This window comes from Selenomonas ruminantium subsp. ruminantium ATCC 12561 (assembly GCF_000424065.1).
GTDB classification, from domain to species: Bacteria; Bacillota; Negativicutes; order Selenomonadales; family Selenomonadaceae; genus Selenomonas_A; species Selenomonas_A ruminantium.
Genome location: NZ_AUJE01000047.1, coordinates 1 through 19,947, shown reverse-complemented (window position 1 = coordinate 19,947; position 19,947 = coordinate 1). Strand labels below are relative to the sequence as shown.

General features: G+C 50.2%; 22 protein-coding genes. 20 read left to right on the top strand and 2 right to left on the bottom strand.

All coding sequences use genetic code 11. The features are described 5' to 3' along the window. The 7 genes from G598_RS0113740 to G598_RS0113710 form a co-directional block, all read left to right on the top strand. Positions 1–786: TRM11 family SAM-dependent methyltransferase (locus G598_RS0113740; RefSeq protein WP_336433149.1), on the top strand; the 786-nt coding region annotated here is incomplete at its 5' end. Positions 787–823: 37 nt separating this feature from the next. After that, on the top strand, positions 824–1,366 hold the full coding sequence (locus G598_RS0113735) for a hypothetical protein (protein WP_026767431.1): 543 nt from the start codon (positions 824–826) through the stop codon (positions 1,364–1,366). Between the two features lie 148 nt (positions 1,367–1,514). Continuing rightward, positions 1,515–1,973 (top strand): dUTP diphosphatase, encoded by a 459-nt coding sequence (gene dut / locus G598_RS0113730; RefSeq protein ID WP_026767430.1) that lies wholly within the window; start codon positions 1,515–1,517, stop codon positions 1,971–1,973. 1 nt (position 1,974) lies between these two features. Then, positions 1,975–3,324 (top strand): replication-associated recombination protein A, encoded by a 1,350-nt coding sequence (locus G598_RS0113725; protein ID WP_026767429.1) that lies wholly within the window; start codon positions 1,975–1,977, stop codon positions 3,322–3,324. A gap of 15 nt (positions 3,325–3,339) precedes the next feature. After that, a complete protein-coding gene (locus G598_RS0113720) occupies positions 3,340–4,692 on the top strand; it encodes a PTS transporter subunit EIIC (protein ID WP_026767428.1) in 1,353 nt (450 codons plus the stop codon). Between the two features lie 7 nt (positions 4,693–4,699). Continuing rightward, on the top strand, positions 4,700–5,608 hold the full coding sequence (gene murQ / locus G598_RS0113715) for an N-acetylmuramic acid 6-phosphate etherase (RefSeq protein ID WP_026767427.1): 909 nt from the start codon (positions 4,700–4,702) through the stop codon (positions 5,606–5,608). After that, positions 5,608–6,678 (top strand): DUF871 domain-containing protein, encoded by a 1,071-nt coding sequence (locus tag G598_RS0113710; RefSeq protein WP_026767426.1) that lies wholly within the window; start codon positions 5,608–5,610, stop codon positions 6,676–6,678. Before murQ ends, G598_RS0113710 begins: the two co-directional genes overlap by 1 nt. Positions 6,679–6,811: 133 nt before the next feature. On the opposite strand, the gene G598_RS0113705 is transcribed toward G598_RS0113710, so the two are convergent. Both G598_RS0113705 and G598_RS0113700 read right to left on the bottom strand, forming a co-directional pair. Beyond that, a complete protein-coding gene (locus G598_RS0113705) occupies positions 6,812–7,069 on the bottom strand; it encodes a Txe/YoeB family addiction module toxin (protein ID WP_026767425.1) in 258 nt (85 codons plus the stop codon). After that, positions 7,062–7,334, bottom strand: coding sequence for a type II toxin-antitoxin system Phd/YefM family antitoxin (locus tag G598_RS0113700; RefSeq protein ID WP_026767424.1), 273 nt, complete (start codon positions 7,332–7,334; stop codon positions 7,062–7,064). Before G598_RS0113700 ends, G598_RS0113705 begins: the two co-directional genes overlap by 8 nt. Before the next feature lie 154 nt (positions 7,335–7,488). Here G598_RS0113700 and G598_RS18060 point away from each other — a divergent pair, with 154 nt between their 5' ends. The 13 genes from G598_RS18060 to G598_RS18050 form a co-directional block, all read left to right on the top strand. Next, positions 7,489–8,367 (top strand): polysaccharide deacetylase family protein, encoded by an 879-nt coding sequence (locus G598_RS18060; RefSeq protein WP_037364460.1) that lies wholly within the window; start codon positions 7,489–7,491, stop codon positions 8,365–8,367. Between the two features lie 66 nt (positions 8,368–8,433). Next, on the top strand, positions 8,434–8,844 hold the full coding sequence (locus G598_RS0113690) for a hypothetical protein (RefSeq protein WP_026767423.1): 411 nt from the start codon (positions 8,434–8,436) through the stop codon (positions 8,842–8,844). Positions 8,845–8,938: 94 nt separating this feature from the next. Continuing rightward, positions 8,939–9,388 carry an RrF2 family transcriptional regulator gene (locus G598_RS0113685; RefSeq protein ID WP_026767422.1) on the top strand — a complete coding sequence of 150 codons (450 nt, stop codon included), beginning with the start codon at positions 8,939–8,941 and terminating at the stop codon, positions 9,386–9,388. Between the two features lie 140 nt (positions 9,389–9,528). Next, positions 9,529–10,365, top strand: coding sequence for a helix-turn-helix domain-containing protein (locus G598_RS18055; RefSeq protein ID WP_051180344.1), 837 nt, complete (start codon positions 9,529–9,531; stop codon positions 10,363–10,365). Beyond that, entirely contained in the window at positions 10,365–12,248 is a 1,884-nt protein-coding gene (locus G598_RS0113675) for a YgiQ family radical SAM protein (RefSeq protein WP_037364457.1), read from the top strand. Before G598_RS18055 ends, G598_RS0113675 begins: the two co-directional genes overlap by 1 nt. Beyond that, entirely contained in the window at positions 12,245–12,721 is a 477-nt protein-coding gene (gene nrdR, locus G598_RS0113670) for a transcriptional regulator NrdR (RefSeq protein WP_026767420.1), read from the top strand. The genes G598_RS0113675 and nrdR overlap by 4 nt, the downstream gene beginning before the upstream one ends. An 18-nt stretch (positions 12,722–12,739) precedes the next feature. Further along, on the top strand, positions 12,740–14,467 hold the full coding sequence (locus G598_RS0113665) for a TIGR03960 family B12-binding radical SAM protein (RefSeq protein ID WP_026767419.1): 1,728 nt from the start codon (positions 12,740–12,742) through the stop codon (positions 14,465–14,467). A 27-nt stretch (positions 14,468–14,494) separates the two neighbouring features. Next, positions 14,495–15,316, top strand: coding sequence for a peptidoglycan editing factor PgeF (pgeF, locus tag G598_RS0113660; protein ID WP_026767418.1), 822 nt, complete (start codon positions 14,495–14,497; stop codon positions 15,314–15,316). A gap of 27 nt (positions 15,317–15,343) precedes the next feature. Beyond that, positions 15,344–16,045 carry a YggS family pyridoxal phosphate-dependent enzyme gene (locus G598_RS0113655; protein ID WP_026767417.1) on the top strand — a complete coding sequence of 234 codons (702 nt, stop codon included), beginning with the start codon at positions 15,344–15,346 and terminating at the stop codon, positions 16,043–16,045. Positions 16,046–16,060: 15 nt separating this feature from the next. Further along, a complete protein-coding gene (locus G598_RS0113650) occupies positions 16,061–16,564 on the top strand; it encodes a cell division protein SepF (RefSeq protein ID WP_026767416.1) in 504 nt (167 codons plus the stop codon). 12 nt (positions 16,565–16,576) lie between these two features. Beyond that, positions 16,577–17,371 (top strand): YlmH family RNA-binding protein, encoded by a 795-nt coding sequence (locus G598_RS0113645; protein WP_026767415.1) that lies wholly within the window; start codon positions 16,577–16,579, stop codon positions 17,369–17,371. Between the two features lie 824 nt (positions 17,372–18,195). Then, positions 18,196–19,521, top strand: a complete 1,326-nt coding sequence (locus G598_RS0113640; RefSeq protein ID WP_026767414.1) for an RNA-binding domain-containing protein — start codon at positions 18,196–18,198, stop codon at positions 19,519–19,521. A 177-nt stretch (positions 19,522–19,698) separates the two neighbouring features. Continuing rightward, positions 19,699–19,947, top strand: a 249-nt coding sequence (locus G598_RS18050) for a helix-turn-helix domain-containing protein (RefSeq protein ID WP_037364453.1), incomplete at its 3' end; no start/stop codon positions are given.

Genomic DNA, 19,947 nt, shown 5'->3' with positions numbered 1-19,947 from the left:
GGATATGGAACAGGGCATTATGACCGAGGTATTTATCTGATGGCCAAGAAGATTACTAAGTGGGAGCCGGATGATTTCGAGCTGGAAATGACCACCCATTGGACATTTCCCAAGCGCGGCGATTGGGCTACCCATGATGCCAAGTGGCGCGGGAACTGGTCGCCCTATATCCCCCGCAATATCATGCTGCGCTACTCTAAGGAGGGCGATTGCGTCCTTGACCAGTTCGCTGGTGGCGGCACCACGCTTGTTGAGGCCAAGTTATTGAACCGCAATATTATTGGCGTGGATGTAAACGATGTTGCCCTTGAACGCTGCCGGGAAAAAACGAACTTCGAGCATGAAGGAGCCAATGGTAAGGTCTATCTAAAGAAGGGAGATGCCCGTAATCTTTCTTTTATTTCCAATGAGCATGTTGACCTTATCTGCACCCACCCGCCCTATGCGGATATTATCAAGTACAGTGAGGATATAGAAGAAGACCTCTCCCGCTTGAAGATAGCCGACTTTTTGGAAGAAATGAAAAAAGTCGCGGGGGAATGCTACCGCGTACTCAAAAAGGATAAATTCTGCGCCATTCTAATGGGCGATACCCGTAAAAAAGGCTGCATGGTTCCTATGTCCTTTGACGTGATGAAAATTTTTGAGGAAGCTGGCTTTACCCTCAAAGAATTGATAATTAAAGAACAGCACAATTGCCGGGCTACTGGCTATTGGAAAACCAACAGTGTAAAGTATAATTTCCTGCTGATCGCCCATGAATATTTGTTCGTGTTTCGAAAGTAGTTTAGATTTTGCAAGATAAGTTCTAGGAGGTATACCATTGCCGCAGTATAAACATAATGAGATTACAATACATTTTTCTAATGAAGGTACGCGAAATGAAGTTAGAAAACGTGTAGTAGATAAACTTTTCAAGGAGGTGCCGGGAACAGGAAATGAGGAAAATGCCTCACGTTACCTTTATTATGTAGAGACACTTTCCACTGGCGATAGAATATATTTGCAACGTCCAGCTAATTTGCATAATGGCTTTGATTTTTTGATCTGCGTAGAAAATCAGAATTATAGTCCGAAAGGCAAAAGAAAACGTAATTATCCCAAACATGATGATTTAATTGCTGATCTGCAAATGAAAAAACGTGCTAATCCTGAGCTGTATCGCAAGCTATATCATTTAATCCGAAAAGTCTATGAGTGCCACGATGTGACGGATGCGGAAATGGCGGAAATTGACTTTGGAAAAGGCTTTGACACGGATCATGTTGTAAAAGTGTTCAAGTGGTTCTTTATTGAACAGGATATACGTTATTGGAATTATTCTGGTCGGATGAAGACGTGGCAGGAAACTGTTCCAGAACCATAATGCTTAATAAGGTGATTCGGAATGCTAAAGGAGATGGATGATTTAATTTGTTATTGAAGAGCCGGTATAATTTGCTATAATAGGAACAGAGTTTTGCAGAGGTGGTATGGACTGATGACCAGCCTCTCTTTTTAGGATAGGAGTTCTTATGAAATTACGTGGTTTTGAAGTGGTCAGCGATTGGCAGGATAAGGATATTCATTTGCCGCAGCGGCAGACGGCGGCCAGCGCCGGTTATGATATCGAGGCGGCGGCAGATTGTGTACTGCCTGCCGGCGGCATGGTGTTGGTGCCTACGGGGCTAAAAGCCTATATGCAGGCAGGCGAGGTGCTGACGCTGAATATCCGCTCCAGCATGGCGGTTAAGCATCAGCTGATGCTCGCCAACAGTGTGGGCATTATTGATGCGGATTATTACAACAATCCCGGCAACGAGGGGCATATTATGGTGGCTTTGGTCAATATGGGCAAGGGCGAGTTCGTTATCCATAAAGGCGAGCGGGTCGCACAGGGCATTTTCCTGAGTTATCTGATGACGGATAATGACCAGACCGGAGCCGGGGCAGAACGCCAGGGGGGCTTTGGCTCCACGGGCAAAGGAGAATAAGATGGCTGAGGAAATGGATTTATTTGCGGCGGCCGCGCAAAATCAAAGCAGTATCGGCAGTGGCAGTGCCATGCGGTTTGCGCCCCTGGCACAGCGCATGCGGCCACGCAATTTCAATGAATTCGTAGGACAGCAGGAGGCTGTGGGCGGCGGTCGTTTTCTGCGGCAGATGATGGAAAAAGACCAGATATCCTCGATGATTTTCTATGGCCCGCCCGGTACTGGCAAGACCACACTCGCGCAGATGATTGCCAGCATGACCGGCAGTGCGTTCAAGAAACTCAATGCGGTGGCGGCAGGTATTGGCGATATCCGGCAGATTGTCAAGGAAGCGGACGATGCACGGAAATTTTATCAAAAGCGCACGATTGTGTTTATCGACGAAATCCATCGCTTTAACAAGAGTCAGCAGGATGTGCTTCTGCCCTATGTGGAGGACGGGCGGCTGATTCTCATTGGCGCGACGACGGAAAATCCGTTCTTTGAGGTCAATCATGCCCTGCTTTCGCGGGTGCGGATTGTGCGGCTCTATCAGTTGACTGATGGACAGCTGGTGAAAATCCTGCGGCAGGCACTAACGGACAAGGAAAGAGGGCTGGGCGGTCAGCCGATAAATATAAGTGATGAAGTAATCCTCGCCATGGCGCAGATGGCGGGCGGTGATGCCCGCATGGCGCTGAACATCCTGGAGGGAACGGCGTCCATGTTGCCGCTTACCGGTGGCGAAATTACGCTGGATATGGTACAGGAGATTTTGGGCCAAAGAGTACAGCGCTACGATAAGGCTGGCGATAACCATTACGATACGGTGTCGGCGTTTATCAAGAGCATGCGGGGGTGCGACCCGGATGCGGCCTTGCATTATCTGGCGCGTATGCTCGCGGCAGGGGAAGATGTGAAATTCATCGCCCGGCGGGTGGTGATATGTGCGTCTGAAGATGTGGGCAATGCAGACCCTATGGCGCTTGTCGTGGCCATGAATGCGGCCAATGCGGTGCAGTTCGTGGGCATGCCGGAGGCGCGGATTATCTTAGGGCAGGCTGTGACCTATATTGCGTCTGCGCCTAAGAGCAACGCCGCCTATATGGGCATTGATGCTGCTCTGCAGGACGTGCGCAGCAAGAATTGCGGCGCAGTGCCTGCTCATTTGCGGGATGCGCATTACAAAGGCGCGGCAAAACTGGGGCATGGCACGGAGTATATCTATCCGCATGACTATCCGGGGCATTTTACCGAGCAGGCCTACTTGCCCAAGGAAATACAAAATGCCCATTACTATCAGCCAAGCGACAACGGTCAGGAAAAGCGCATGGGGGATTATCTGCGCAAGTGCTGGCCGGATAGATTTTAAGGGGAGTGTAAAGAAATGAAAATGGATGAACTGGGGAAAAAACTTTATGACGTATTAGGGGGGCGGGAGAATATCCTGCAGGCCTATAACTGCATGACAAGACTCAGGGTGCAGTTAAAGGAAAAAGACGAGAAACTGCTGGCGGCAGTTAAGCAGGTGCCGGGGGTTATGGGAATCCACGACACCGAGGAAGAATTGCAGATTATCCTAGGTCCCGGGACAGCCACGCAAGTGACTACGGTGGTCAATGAATTGCTCGAAAAAAAACCGGCAAAGCCCAAGATTGGCGATGGCAAGGAACTTCATCAACAGATTCGGGAGAAAAATGCCACACCGGGCAAACTGCTGCTCAAAAAGATTGCCGGAATCTTTATTCCGCTGATTCCGGCCTTTATCGCCTGCGGCTTACTCACGGGGATACTCGGCGTATCGGCTAAAATCTGGCCGGAGATAACGGCTTCGCCGACATGGCAGCTGTTAGCTGTGGCGGGCAATGCCGTGTTCTGGGGCATGAATCTCTTTGTAGGCTATAATGCAGCCAAGGTTTTCGGCGGCACACCGATTTTAGGCGGGGCACTGGCGGCTCTAATCAGTCATCCGGGACTGGCGAATGTGGTGTTTGACGGAAGTAAGCTGGTTCCTGGTCGCGGCGGCGTTATTGCCGTGATTTTGGTGGCTTTTCTGGCAGCATGGTTGGAAAAGCGCTTGCACAAGCTGATTCCCACGGTTTTTGATTTGTTCCTGACTCCGCTGTTGACTTTCCTGCTCGCGGGCGTTGCGGCGATTTTTGTCCTGCAGCCCTTGGGCGGCGCAATCTCCTCGGCGATTGGTGCGGCGGCTACGGGCGCCGTAGGTTCTGGCGGTGCAGCTGTGGGCTTTGTTCTGGGCGGTATGTGGCTGCCGATGGTCATGATGGGCATTCATCAGGCATTGACGCCGATTCATGCCGATTTGATTTCCCAGTTTGGAGTGACGATTCTCCTGCCGATTCTGGCTATGGCCGGTGCCGGGCAGGTCGGTGCGGCTATCGCAGTCTATGTAAAGAGCAAGAATCAATTCCTGAAGAAAACCGTGGCTTCAGCTTTGCCGGTAGGCCTGATGGGCGTGGGCGAGCCGTTGATTTACGGTGTTACCTTGCCTTTGGGCCGTCCCTTTATCGGGGCTTGCATTGGCGGTGCTTTTGGCGGCGCAGTGCAGGCACACTTTATGGTCGGGGCGTCGGCTATGGGGATTTCCGGCCTGCCGCTGGCGGGGACAACCAACAATATCCCCATTTACCTGCTGGGCGTAGTGGTCGCCTATATCGCAGGCTTTATTGCCACGTATTTGCTGGGCTTTGATGACCCGGTAGAAGAAAAGGAGTCGTAATTTTTCCATGTTGGACTTGCAAAAAATAAGTACCGAGCGCCGCAATCCTGCAAGCGCCCATATTGATGAACTGCCCACGGTAGAAATGCTGCGGATTATCAACGAGGAAGATAAAAAGGTCGCCTTGGCGGTCGAAAAAATCCTGCCGGAGATTGCGCAGGCGGTGGATGTTATCACCGACAGGCTGGCAAAGGGCGGGCGGCTCTTTTATCTGGGCGCTGGCACTTCCGGACGGCTAGGGATTTTGGACGCTTCGGAATGTCCGCCAACCTATGGGGTGGACTTTGAGCTCGTGCAGGGAGTTATCGCCGGCGGTACGCCGGCCATCTTCAAGGCACAGGAAGGCGCCGAGGATAATGGCGAACTTGCCTGCCAGGATTTGGCAGACAGAGATTTTACTGCCGCTGATGTGCTGGTGGGCATTGCCGCTTCGGGGCGTACGCCTTATGTGATTGGCGGCCTGCAATATGCCCGCAAAATTGGTGCGGCAACCATTGCGTTGGCGTGTTCAGCCAATGCTGCGATTGCCGAATGGGCGGACATTGCCCTGCTGCCCGTGACGGGGGCTGAGGTGGTGACGGGCTCTACCCGCATGAAAGCAGGTACGGCGCAAAAACTTGTGCTCAATATGCTCTCCACAGGCACGATGATTAAGCTCGGCAAGGTTTACGGTAATCTGATGGTGGATGTCAAAACCTCCAACAAGAAGTTGGAGGAGCGTGCGAAGAATATCGTTATGGAAGCTACGGGCTGTAGCCGGGAAGAAAGCATAGCGGCACTCGCAGAAGCGAAAGGCAATGCTAAACTGGCGATTTTCCTGCATCTGACCGGGGCTGGTTATGAAGCAGGGCAGGCGGCACTTGCCGCGGCCGATGGTCATTTGGCGCAGGCGTTAAAACAGAGGGGAGTGTCCTGATGGAAAACGGAATATCCCTTTATCCGGGGCTGGATAATACGTTGGAAGAAAATTTGCAGCTGTTGTCGGCGGCGGCAGCGTGTGGAATTCGCCGGGTATTTACCTCCCTGCATATTCCCGAAACGAATACGGATGTACTCAAGCGGGAATTAGCGGAAATTTTGGCTGCGGCACGCAGGTACGATATGGAAATTATTTCCGATATCTCGCCGCGGACGCTTTCGATGCTGGATATGCCGGAATTTGACCTGGCTGCGTTTCAAAAACTCGGGATTACCACTTTGCGTTTGGATTACGGTTACTCAGCGGAGCAGATAGCTGAACTCAGTCATAACGATTTAGGCATTTGCCTGCAATTAAATGCCAGCACCATTACCGAAAAGATACTAGCTGATTTGCAGGTGGCAGGTACGGATTTTTCCCATGTGGATGCCCTGCATAATTTCTATCCGCGCCGGGGAACGGGCATCAGCGAAGATATCCTGCGGCGCAAGACGAAAATGCTCCATCAGGCAGGGATTAAAGTCGGTGCCTTTGTACCCAGTCAGGGAAAACAGCGAGGGCCGCTTTTTGAAGGCCTGCCGACTATGGAAACGCATCGTCTGTGGCATACGGACAGGGCGGCAAGACATATGGCGGCACTGGGGATTGATTCCGTATTTTTAAGTGACAGCCTGCCACTGCCGGATGAATTGCAAACGGTGGGGCACTTGCCTGGTGATGAGGTGGTTCTGCGTGCGCAGCTTTTTACAGATGATGCGGTTCAGCAGGAACTGCTGCGCCATACGTTTACGGCCCGCGAGGACGAGGCCCGTGATGCTATCCGTGCCCAGGAGAGCCGGGGCTTGTTAAATGGAACCGTGGAGCCGGAGAACAACAAGGAGCGTCGGCGCGGCGCCATTACCATTGACAACAAGGATTACTTGCGCTATATGGGCGAGCTGGAAATCATCAAAAAATCCCAGCCTGCCGATAAGCGTATCAATGTGGTTGGCAGAGTCAGTGAATGTGAACTCTTTATGTTGAAATACATTACGCCGGAAAGAAAATTTTCTTTCCGCTTTGAATAATTGTAGCGCAAGACGAAACACCGGTTGGTATAAACTAACCGGTGTTTTGTCTTGCGGGGAGACGAAGAGTCAATCGTTCCTTACTTATTGTGAGTTTGTTACCATCTTTCCTCATTTCTTGTTGTTTATTCATTTATGAATAATGCCCCTTGCAGGCAGCTATATATATGGTAGTTTCGTCAAAGCGATAGATTAACCTATCCTTTTCGGTAATCCGGCGGCTCCACCAACCGGACAATTCATAGCGTAATGGTTCAGGTTTACCCTTGCCTTCATGACCGTTGCGTTCAATATCGCATAACAATTCAGCGATTTTTTTGACGATTTTGCGGTCTTCACGTTGCCAATCCATGAAGTCTTGCCAGGCGTTATCCGAGAATTGTTTATTCATTCAGTAATCGCTCCCAATCAGCAGGAGAAATGGATTTTGCTTTGCCGTTTTCCAGTTGGCTGATACCTTCCATGATGTGTTGATAGTTTTTGTGATTGCTGCGGATAAAAACATTTTCCATAAGGTTGTTATAGGCTTCAAGGCTCATCATTACCAAATTCTTTTCATCTTTGCGCGTTACAAAGACCGTTTCTGCATCATCTGTAGCACGGTCGCAGTAGCTTTTCAGGTTGTTACGTAAGGTAGAATAGTTTACAGCTAACATAATCTCCACTCCTTTCTTTTGATAATATTGTACAATATATTGGACAAAAAAGGAAGTATAAGTTGAACTTTCCTGTAAACAAATTCGCTCCCTTCGGAAAACTGTGTTATGATAGAAAAAAACGCCATACCAGCAAAGGAAGATTGATTAACTTATGTTTGTTCCATCTATAAAATTTTGCGGGGCAATTCTCTGTCTTGCCTGTCTGCTTTTTAGCGGCTGCAGTCAGCAGGGAACCACCAGCGAGCCTGCTGCCCCTGTTGAAGAAGCCGCGCCCGTAGAAGAAAAGACTCCGGCATATATCACCGTTGCTGATGATTTCAGCAATCTTGCTCTGGACAACGCCGAAACGCCGGTCTATGACCGTTACACGCTGGCCCAGCGCCGGGCCAAGGACCTGCCCACTGCGCTGCCCAAGATTGCGCCTTATCGGGATAAGAAGGTGGCCTATCTTACCTTTGATGATGGCCCGGACGATAAGAATACCGCAGCAGTGCTTGACATCTTAAAGCAGGAAGGGGTAAAAGCCACCTTCTATGTGCTGGGCAAAAACGTCAAGGCTTATCCGGAAACGACCAAGCGTATCTTTGACGAAGGCCACGCTCTGGGGAATCACAGCTATGACCATGACTACAAACGCCTTTATGCTTCTGCCGAAAGTTATCTGGCGGAAATGGAGCAGGCTGACGATGTCATTTATGAACTGCTGGGCCTGCGCCCGCTGATTACCCGCGCGCCCAGCGGCCGCATGGGAAACTTTACTTCCGCTTACGAAAATATTATCACGGCCAATGGTTATGTGGAGCATGACTGGAATGTAAGTTCTGCCGATGCTGCCCCCAACCATCCGGTAGCGCAGGATTTCATTGACAATATCTCCGCCCAGGCCGTGATGGACAGCGTCATTATCCTGATGCATAGCTCGGCAGGCCATGAAGAAACCGTCAAGGCCCTGCCGGACATCATCCGCGTCCTGCGGGAAAAAGGTTATACTTTTGGCGTAATCACTCCGATGACGCCCCAACCTTGGTGAATGGTTAATTACGCTTAAGAAAATTAGACGTAAAGCCGATATACCATACAGAGAGGGGGCTTTTTCATGAAGGTTACAGGAATAGACGAAAGTATGACCGGCTTTACGAATTTGGAGAAAGCTAAAGCGCAGGGCAGCGGAGCGTTTAAGGATATGTTTACCGGCTTGGTGCAAGAGCGGCTGGAGAATCTGACTGAGAATTTGGAGAAGATGAATGCCAAAAAGCAGGAAATCTCCCAGTTGAAGGCGCAGCAGGAATTTACGGAGGTTATCCGTCATGTGCTGCCGGATGGCAGCATTCTGGTGAAGGAGTATGTGGATGGCAAGCTCGATACCTGCTATCGCAAGCCGCCGCATCTGAAGGATGTTCCGGATGAATCCCAGCCTGTGCCGAAAGCTGCTGACGGTACGGAACTTAGTACCCAGCGGAAAATGAAACAGGTACCTGCCGTTCGGATTTTGGAAGACATGGTCTAAAATACGCTGTGATAGTCTTTGACAGTGAGATTTTTTTCTGCTATATTGGAAGAATAAATCTTAGTAATTTACTCGGAATTTTTGAGGTGGCTATATGAAAATCTCAACCAAGGGCAGATACAGTGTGACGGCGCTTTATGAACTGGCACAGCGTTATGGCGAAGGGCCGGTTTCCCTGAAGTGTGTAGCCCAGGGGCAGGGGCTGTCCGAAAACTATTTGGAACAGCTTATGGTTCCTTTGCGGCGGGCGGGAATTGTGCAGAGTATCCGCGGCGCGCAGGGGGGCTATATGCTGGCGAAAAGTCCGGCGGAAATCACCATCGGTTCCATCATCACCACCGTGGAAGGGCCGATTGCTGTGGTGGACTGTCTGCTGGCTGAAGCCGGGGCAGCGGAGCAGATGTGTGACAAGGCATGTGCCTGTGTGACCAGGGGCATTTGGGAGAAGGTTTGTGACAGCATCAGTCAGGTGCTCGAAAATATTACCCTGCAAACGCTGCTCGACAATGATGATGGCAAAGAAAATATTGGCTGTGCACGCTAACATTAGCCTTCCCTGCGGGGAGGGCTGTTTTGTGCTTGCGGCGGGCAAAAAAAATTTGTATTAAGCATTATATTTATGTATAATGTTGTTTGGCAGTGCTTTTGGCTAAGCACTTTGACATAGGGGGAGGAATTATTCACATGATAGGTGATAAGTTACGCACTGAGCGTGAACGACAAAATTTAACGATTCAGGATATTGCAAAAGGCACGAGCATCCGTGCTTTGTATATAGAGGCGATTGAAAAGGGTGAGTACGGGCAGCTGCCGGGGACGGTATATGCCAAGGGGTTTATCCGCAACTATGCCAATTTTTTGAAGCTAGATGCTGATGATGTGGTACATCAATTCATGGAAGAGAATCACCCGGAAGAAGTTGCTGCGGCTGAAGAGGCGAAACAGCAGATAGCTGAGGCTGAAGAGCAGAGCAAAGCAGAGGCTAAGGCAAAACTGGCTGCGGCGGGCAATGAATATCAGGAAAATGTAACGACTCCCGGTAACCGTCAAAACACCTGGCTTATTGCCTTGATTGTGCTGTTGGTTGGTGCTGGTGCATATTATCTCTTTGCCATGGAGGACAGCAGTGCACCCAAGGCGACGCCAAAGGCGGTAACACAGACCGCTAAGGCACCAGCGTCTAAGGAGCAGCCAGTTAAAGAAGATGTGCCAAAGCAGGAAGCGCCTAAGAAGGTTGACGGTGTAGAGCTGGTGGCTAAGTTTACCGACAAGTGCTGGACGCAGGTCGTGGCTGATGGCAAGACGGTTTATGAAGGAACCATTGAATCGGGCAAGACGGAAACCTGGAAGGGCAAGGAAAAGGTGGTTATCACCGCCGGTAATGCCGGAGCAGTGGAAATGAAGGTTAACGGTCAGGATATGGGCAAGGCCGGTGATATCGGTCAGGTAGTGGAAAAGACATTCACGTCGGACAATGCCAGCCAGCCTGCTCCGGCCGATAAGAAGGATAGCAAGAAATAATGAATGAATTTTTGCCAATCAGCAAAAAGGATATGGAAAGCCGGGGCTGGGCGCAGCTGGATTTTGTGTTTGTGTCCGGTGATGCGTATGTGGATCATCCCAGTTTCGGCCCCGCCATTCTTTGTCGATTACTCGAAAAGCATGGCTATAAAGTAGGAATTATTCCCCAGCCGGACTGGCATTCTACCAGGGATTTTGACCGCCTGGGAAAACCACGGCTGGGGTTTCTTGTCTCTGCGGGGAATATGGATTCCCTCTTAAACAAGTTCACCGCCGCCAAGAAGATGCGCCATCAGGATGCGTATTCGCCGGGCGGTAAGTCCGGCTTCCGGCCGGAACGGGCGACCATTGTCTATTGCAATCGCCTACGGGAACTCTACCCCGATGTGCCAATCATCATTGGCGGTATTGAGGCCAGCCTGCGCCGCATGGCGCATTATGACTATTGGTCAAATGCTGTGCGCCGTTCTATTCTTGTGGACAGTGGTGCAGATTTGCTGATTTTCGGCATGGGCGAGCGGGCACTTTTGGAAGTGGCTGCCGATTTGCAGCAGGGCGTGGAGATTGGCAATATTCAGGATGTGCAGGGAACCTGTTTCAAGGTGCCCAATATGGATTACATCTGGGATTATCTGCCTTTGCCGTCTTATCAGGAGGTAAGCTCCGACAAGCGCAAATTTGCTGAGGCCTTTAAGCTGGAATACTTAGAGCAGGATGCTTTCCGGGGGAGAAAGCTCGCGCAGCAGAATGACGAATGGTGTGTGGTGCAGAATCCGCCGGCCAAGCCCCTCTCGGAGGAGCAGATGGATGAGATTTACGACCTGCCTTATATGCGGACCTGGCATCCCATCTACGATAAGGACGGCGGCGTGCCTGCCATTGCGGAGGTGCAGTTCAGTCTCTTAAGTCAGCGTGGCTGCTTTGGCGGCTGCAATTTCTGTGCGATTATCTCCCATGAAGGGCGGATTATTCAGCGGCGCAGTCATGCATCACTGATTCGCGAGGCTAAGATTCTCACGCAGCAGAAGGGCTTTAAGGGCTATATCCATGATGTGGGCGGCCCTACGGCTAATTTCCGCCGCACAAGTTGTGATGGTCAGCTCACGCGTGGTACCTGCCGCGGCAAGCCCTGCCTGTCACCAATCCCCTGTAAGAATCTGGCAGCCGACCATAGCGACTACATTAAGCTCCTGCGGGAGCTGCGGGCGCTCCCCGGCGTAAAGAAGGTCTTTGTGCGTTCCGGGGTGCGATTTGATTATCTGCTGTTGGCTAAGGACGAATTCTTAAAGGAACTTTGTGAGCATCATATCAGCGGCCAGCTCAAGATTGCGCCGGAGCATATCACCGACCGCGTGACCCGTCTTATGGGCAAATCCAACCGCAAAGTCTATGAGCGCTTTGTGGATAAGTTTACGGCGATGAATAAGAAACTCGGCATGAAGCAGTATCTTGTGCCGTATTTTATGTCCAGTCATCCCGGTGCGAAACTTGAGGATGCCATTGAATTGGCGGAATTCATCCGGGACAAGGGCTATCATCCTCAGCAGGTGCAGGATTTTATTCCCACACCGGGAACCCTTTCCACCTGCATGTGGTATACGGGACTTGACCCGCTGACGGGCGAAGAAGTCTATTCGGCCAAGTCCTCGGAGGATAAGCTGATGCAGCGGGCTTTGATGCAGTATTGGCTGCCCAAAAATCAGGGCATTGTGCGCAAGGCTTTGACGATTGCTGGACGGACGGATTTAATTGGCTTTGATAAGAAATGTCTGGTACGGCCGGCAAATGATAAATTTGACAAGTCAAAGGCGGATAAAAATAAATTGACCCGTCAAAAGATAACGAGAACGAAAAATAAAGTAATAAAGAAGGTGCGGCGATGAAGTGCCCATATTGTAAACAAAATGACAGTCGAGTAATAGATTCCCGGTCGGCAGATGATGGGGCAACCATTCGCCGCCGTCGCGAGTGTACGTCCTGCGGACGCCGCTTTACCACCTATGAAGTGGTGGAAAAACAGCCCTTGATGGTAGTCAAAAATGACGGCCGCCGGGAGGTCTTCAAGCGGGATAAAATCTTAAACGGTATTATCCGCGCCTGCGATAAGCGGGATATTTCGCTGGAGGATATCACTAATCTGGCGAATGAGATTGAACGGGATATCCGCAATACGATGGAGCAGGAGGTCAGTACTGCTGATATCGGCAGGCTGGTGATGAGCAAGCTCAAGAGTTTTGATGAAGTGGCGTATATTCGCTTTGCTTCCGTGTATCGGAAATTTGCGGATATCAGCAGCTTTATGGAGGAACTGCGGGAATTGCAGGCACATAAGGAACAGAAAAAAGATAAGTTATAAGGAAAAGGAGTAAGGCATTTGGCTTGGGCATTAAGACAGGAGTTAAAGGAACAATTGGCGGCAGAGGATGGTTATTACCGCTATCCCTTGGGTACACGTCTGCCTGTGGCTCTGGCCTATCCCAATTCCTATTTCGTGGGCATGTCCAACTTAGGGCTGCACATTATCTATGACCTGCTCAATAAGCGTAGCGATACGGCCTGTGAGCGTGTGTTCCTGCCGGAACGCAAGAGTCTTGAGCGTTATGAAAATACGCGCACGCCGCTCATGAGCGTGGAAAATCAGCTGCCCCTGCAGCAGTTTGCGATGATTGCCTTTGTGCTGTCCTTTGAAATGGATTACTTCAACGTCATCAAGATGCTGGAGCTCGGCAAGGTCAAGGTGCGCGCTGAGGAGCGCGGCGATATGGACCCGCTGGTTATTGCGGGCGGGCCCTGTGCAACCTTCAATCCGGAACCTTTGTCGGCGGTGATCGATGCCTTTGTCATTGGCGAAGGCGAAGTCATTATGCCGGCTTTGATGGATGTGTTCTATCAGGCACGCAATGAAGGCGTATCCCGACAGGAAATGCTGCGGCGTTTAGCGCAGGTGCCCGGAGTCTATGTGCCATCGCTTTACGAGCACAGCTATGGGGAAGATGGCCGCCTGCAGGCGATTGCCCCTATGGAAAATGCTCCGGCAAAAATCAGCCGCCAATGGGTGCAGGATTTGGATATGTACCCTGCCCATACGGTGGTGCGTACAGAAAATACGGAGTTTAACTTTTATCTGATTGAAACGGCGCGCGGCTGTGGCCGTCATTGTCGTTTCTGCATGGCAGGCTACTGTTTCCGCCGTCCGCGGAATCGGTCACTGTCGGTGGTAACACGCGAAGTCAAAGAGGCTTTGCAATATAAAAAGCGTATCGGCCTTATGGGGGCAGCTATTTCCGATTATCCGGAGATAAACGAGCTCTGCAAGGATATCCTGGGCGAAGGTCTTTCCATGTCGGTAGCTTCCTTCCGCGCGGATTCGGTAACGCAGGAACTGGTGGATTCACTGGCCGAAAGCGGACTCAAGACGCTGACTATGGCGCCGGAGGCGGGCAGCTCCCGCATGCGTGCCATCATCAACAAGGGCATTGAAGAAGAACACCTCTTTAATGCTATGGATATGGGGTTGGCAGCCGGGATTCGTCATTTCCGTCTGTACATCATGATTGGCCTGCCCTTTGAACAGAAAGAAGATGTGGAGGCCATTGTAGACCTGGCAGGCCGCCTCAAGGATTATATGGAGGAGCATGGCAGCAAAGGCACGCTGACACTAAGCGTCAATCCGTTTATCCCTAAGCCCTTTACGCCGTTCCAATGGCTGCCGATGGCGGATAAGAAATATGTGGAAAAAGCGGCCAAGGTCTTGACACAGGGCCTGCGCAAGCGCAAAAATATCATTGTAGGTGTGGAATCGCCCAAGGAAGCCTATATTCAGGGCGTGCTGGCCAGAGGTGACCGCCAGGTGGGCGAAGCGCTTTTAACGGCCTGTGCTAATGGCGGCAGTAAGGCCTTTAAGCGGGCGATGAAGGACTGCGGTCTGTCCATGGATGATTATCTGTACCGGGAGCGGGCGGCAGATGAACTTTTCCCTTGGGAAAGTCTGGATATGGGCTTTACCAGGGACTATATCTATCAGGAAATGAAAAAAGCTGAGGAATTAAAACCGACCATACAGTGTTTTGACGGTTGTCATCGCTGTGGCGTTTGTGGATAATGGATTTAGCAGCAATGGGGTGAGTTTATGAGTTTTGCATTGGAACATTTGGGCAGTAATCTGTGGCGGGGAAAATTTTCCTCCTTTGATGAAAAAATCTGTCAGCATGCCTTTACTGCCCGCTTAGGTGGTGCCAGTGTCAAACCTTACCAGGGCTTGAATATGGCACTCCATGTCGGAGATGAAGCCGATAGGGTCTGGGAAAACCGGCAGCGGTTTTTTCAGGCACTGGAATTAAAAGCGGAAAATTTGGTGACACCCCAACAGGTTCATGGGGCGCATATCCAAAAGGTGACTATGGTCGATGCGGGCCGTGGGGCAAAAGATTATGCCGATGCCATCGCCGATACCGATGCCCTGATTACCAATGAGCCGGGCTTACCCTTAATGCTGTGCTTTGCCGATTGCGTGCCGGTTATCTTCCTCGACCCGGAGAAGCGGGCAGTAGGCATTGCTCATGCAGGCTGGAAGGGAACTGTGGCAAAAATCGCGCGGGAAACCGTTTTGAAGATGCAGGAAGAATTTGGCTGCGGGCCAGCTGATATTTTGGCTGGCATTGGCCCATCCATTGGTCCCTGTTGCTTTGCCGTAGGCGAGGATGTGGCCGAAAAATTCCGCGAGGCTTTTCCAAAGTTTGCTGACAAGTTAATCACTGAGCAGAAAGGGCAGCTCTATGTGAATCTTTGGGAAGCCAACCGCTTGCAGCTGTTGGAAGCAGGTATTTCCGCAGCGAATATCGAAATGGCGGATACCTGTACCGACTGTCAGCACCAGTGGTTCTATTCCTATCGGGCCGATGGTGGGCAGACCGGTCGCATGGCAGCCATAATTGCACTGAATCAATACTAACATAGTTCTCGGACAGGGGTGAGTGTTATGGGGCAGGAAATAGCAGAACGATATCAAGATGTACTAGCGAAAATTGAAGCAGCTAAGGCACGGCGTACGTTGGCACCTAAGGACACAGAGGTCACGCTGGTAGCGGTGACGAAGAATCACGATACAGCTGCCATGCGGGAGGCCATTGCTGCAGGTGCTGTAAACGTGGGTGAAAACCGCGTACAGGAAGCAAAGTCAAAATTTGCCGAAATTGGTAATGCCGTTACCTGGCACATTATCGGCCATCTGCAGACCAACAAGGTGCGGCAGGCGGTGAAATTTTCGGATTTGATTCACTCCGTGGACAGCTTGCATCTGGCCGAAGCCATCAGCAGTGAAGCGGCCCGCATTGATAAAGTACAGGATATTTTGGTGCAGGTGAACTTAGCCAAAGAGGACAGCAAATCCGGTGTATACCGCGAGGACTTGCTGGAAACCTTGCAAAAGGTGACGGCCCTGCCCAATTTGCGCCTGCGGGGGCTCATGTGTATGGCACCCAATTACGAAGATGTGGAGATGTGCCGCCCCCTGTTTCGGGAAATGTATAAAATCTATCAGGAAGTACAGGATTTAGACCTGCCAATGTCGAATATCAATACGTTATCGATGGGCATGACCCATGATTACGAGATAGCCGTGGAAGAAGGCGCCAATATGGTACGGGTAGGTACCGCCATTTTTGGGCCGCGCCAGTATTAATGAAGGGGACAAGTCATGAGTATAATCGATAAAGTTTGTGGAAAAATGGGTTTGATGGACCCGGATGATGAAAAATTGGATTTGGAAGAAGAAAAATTCCAGGAAAAACGCAATTATGAACCGGATGAAGAGGAAGAGAGTTTTACAATGAGCCATGAACGCAATGATAGTTCCCGTAACGTGGTGGATTTCCAGTCGGCAGCCTCGGCACGGGAGAACAGCACGGTAACCAACATGAAAATGAAGGTTATCGTCATTGAACCAAGGTCATTTGATGATGCCCAGCAGGTAGCGAACAATCTGCGGGAGAAGAAACCTGTGGTCATCAATTTTGAAAAGACAGAGGATGATGATGCAAAGCGTATCATTGACTTTATCAGCGGTACCACTTATGCTTTAAATGGTGAAATCAAAAAGGTGGGCAATAAAGTTTTCCTGTGCGCACCCAGCAATGTCAACGTGAGCTACACGGAAGACGAGAAGAAAGTCTCGGCAGAAATGCCTTGGCTGAAAAAATAAGGAACTGAACATATGGCAAGTGAACAAAAAGAAAAACTCATTCGTTTCTATAAGGGCACGGAGGGCGAAGAAATCGTCATCAAGCTCGTGGATTTAGCGGAAAATGTTCTGCGTACGCAGAAGTTCCGCATTTCCGGCTTCCTTGACCCTTTTGGGCAGGAGATTGCCGAAACCGTAGCGGCAAACTACGGCAATATCCGTGTGGATTTTGCGGGTGGCTATCAGGGCGCAGAACGGGCAAGGGCCATCTTCATTCACGAGGATTTTGCAGGCACACCGACGGGCTTTGGCATTGGCTGTATCGAGGCAAAATGGAATGGCCAGTTTGCAAGGCTCAGCCATCGTGACGTACTCGGGGCGCTGATGGGACAGGGCATCGAGCGCGATACCATCGGGGATTTGCTCGTAACCAATGATTCCGTGAAAATCATCTGTGAGGAAAAGATGGCCGATTTCCTGCTCACGAATCTCGATAAAATTGGCGCCGTAGGCGTGGCATGCGAGCGTTCAGATTTAAGCACCATTGCACCTAAGGAAGAACGCTGCAAGGAAATTCGGGCAACGGTAGCCTCCCTGCGTGTGGACTCCATTGCTGCTGCAGGGTTCGGTTCCTCCCGCAGCAAGGCGGCTTCTGATATCGCCGCCGATAAACTTAAAATTAACTGGCAGCCTGCCAAAAGCGCTTCACAGAATGTCAAGGAGGGTGACATTCTCTCCATGCGCGGCAGAGGACGGCTGGAAGTGGCTGAGGTCAGAGGTACGACGAAAAAGGGGCGTACCGTTGTGGTGTTGAAACGGTATTTGTAAAATTTAGGACAAAAACCAATAGCAGAGTAAATCTGTATTTGCGAAGAAATCAACAAAGAGATTGTGAAATCCTATTTATTGCCGAAAAGTCCGTTGACGTAAAAGTGTCAACGGACTTTTTGTAAATTGCAGTTTGTTGGGGAGTTTAGTTCGTGGTAAAGGTATCTTGTTCATACGTAGTCAGGGGCGAACGGGGAGTACTTTTTCTGTTTCCCGCTAAACGACCCCCTCGCAAAATAGAACTGTCCAGCTACTCGCGCCGGGCAGGCCAACGGCGCTTCTATCAGCGAACTTACTTAGCAACGCCCTACAGGGGCCGGCCTTCACTGCGTTCAGGCAGTCGCTCCTGACAGAAAAAGCACTCCCCGTTCGCCCCAAGTTACGGATTAGGCTATTGCTACGAACTCGTTGCTCCCGTAACAAGAACATCGATGTACTTGCTGCTTATCACTGCGAAAATGCCGTCTTATACGGAAATCGCTGAGGGCGGAGGTGGTGATGCTTTTCGCCGTGGAACGACTGTCCGAACGCAGTGAGGACTGGCCCACAAACGGCATAGACTAAATACTGGGCTGAACATACGCGCCGCCGGTCTTGCCCGGCGCAGGTGACTAAAAAGCTCATACATTTCCTTGTGGGTCATTTCGTGCAACGGCGAAAAGTATTACCACCTCTGCCCAAACTGAGCTGTAACAAAAAAATTCAGCACGTACTGGCAAACTGCAATTTTACGAGTAAAAGGTTGCGCTTCAATTTAGGCTTGACGGGTTCTAATTGACGGTATGATAGAAAAGTGATAGAATTGCCTTGAAGAAGGTGATAGTATGATAGAAAGCAGCAATACGGAATTCAAACGCGAATATACGGAAAGTATTCGCAAGTCGGTGGTGGCTTTTGCCAATACGGACGGCGGCTGTATTTATATCGGGGTTGAGGATGATGGTACAGCAGTAGGCGTGGCAGATGTAGATGATGTACAGAAGCGTGTTATCAGCTTATGTCGTGATGGAATCCAGCCGGACGTAATGATGTTTCTATCATGTGATAGAATAATGATAGAAGGGCAGAATGTTATTCGTCTGCAAGTTCAGCGGGGGACGGATTGTCCTTACTATCTGAAGGGCAAAGGTATTCGTCCCGAAGGGGTGTATGTACGGCGTGGCCCAGTCAGTTTACCGGCATCGGAGGCACAGATTCGGAAGATGATTCGCGAAGCTGGAGATTTTCATTACGAGCAGGAACGTTCCTTGGAGCAGGAGTTGACTTTTAGGGAGACAGAGCGCTTTTTGCAGAAAGCAGATGTGCCTTTTGGTGAAGCAGAGCGCCGTACCTTGCACATTGTCAGCAAGGATGGCTTGTATACGAATTTGGGGCTGCTCTTGTCTGACCAGTGCCAGCATACGGTTAAGGTGGCGCTCTTTTCCGGGAAAAAGCAAGTGGTTTTCCGTGACCGGCGTGAGTTTTCTGGTTCGCTGTTGTTACAGGTCAATCAGGTGATTGAATATCTGGACTTTCATAATGCCTTGCATTCAGAGATTCGAGGCATGAAGCGGTTGGACAGTCGGGATTATCCGGTGGAGTCTTTGCGGGAAGCGATATTCAATGCTTTTGTGCATCGTGATTATGGTTTTAGCGGCAGTATTCTGGTGAGCGTTTACGAGGATAGGATTGAAATCCTGTCCTTGGGGGGGCTCGCGGAGGGGTTAACTTACAACGATATGATGCTGGGGGTGTCCATTCCACGTAATCCCAAACTGGCGGAAATTTTTTATCGCCTGCACTATATTGAGGCATTTGGTACAGGTGTGCAGCGTATTCTGACCGATTATGCGAATAGTGAGGAAAAACCGCAATTTTTGGTATCGGATAATGCCGTTAAGGTGATTCTGCCGAATCTTCATGCTGAATGGAATCATCCGGTGAGTTCTGTGGATGTTGTACAAGATGAACGGCAGGAGTATACATCAGAAATGGCAGCTGATGAAAGTGTTTATCAGTTGATAGCCGCAGGCCTGGACAGCCGCAAGAAGCTGCAGTCAGAATTAGGGTTTTCCCTGACCAAAACGGTGAATATTTTGCGGAAACTGTTGGATGAAGGCAGAATTCAGCGGGTGGGCAATGGCAAGAATACACGTTATCAGTGCAAATGATATTAGAATTATATTAGCAATAGAAAGAAAGTTCGGCTAGGAATTACATTTTTATCCAAAACGCCGTAAAACCCCTAACTTTAGTTATGGGGATATGCTCCATTGTCGGTGGTGCTCCGCTTAACATCGTGAAGCAGTATATCGAGAGCCAAAAAACATCGCAAAGGAAGTGAGAAAATGGACAAGTACACAATGGGCTTTAAATTCAGAATATATCCGAACCATGCCCAGCAAGAACTAATTAACCGTACTCTGGGCTGTTGCCGATTTGTGTTCAATCATTTTCTCGCCATCCGTAGAGATGAATGGACTGCAAACCATAAGTCTGTAACCTACAATCAGACCAGTGCCATGCTAACGGACTTGAAAAGGTATGAAGAGTATAGCTGGCTGAAAGAGGTAGACAGCATGGCATTACAGGAGTCT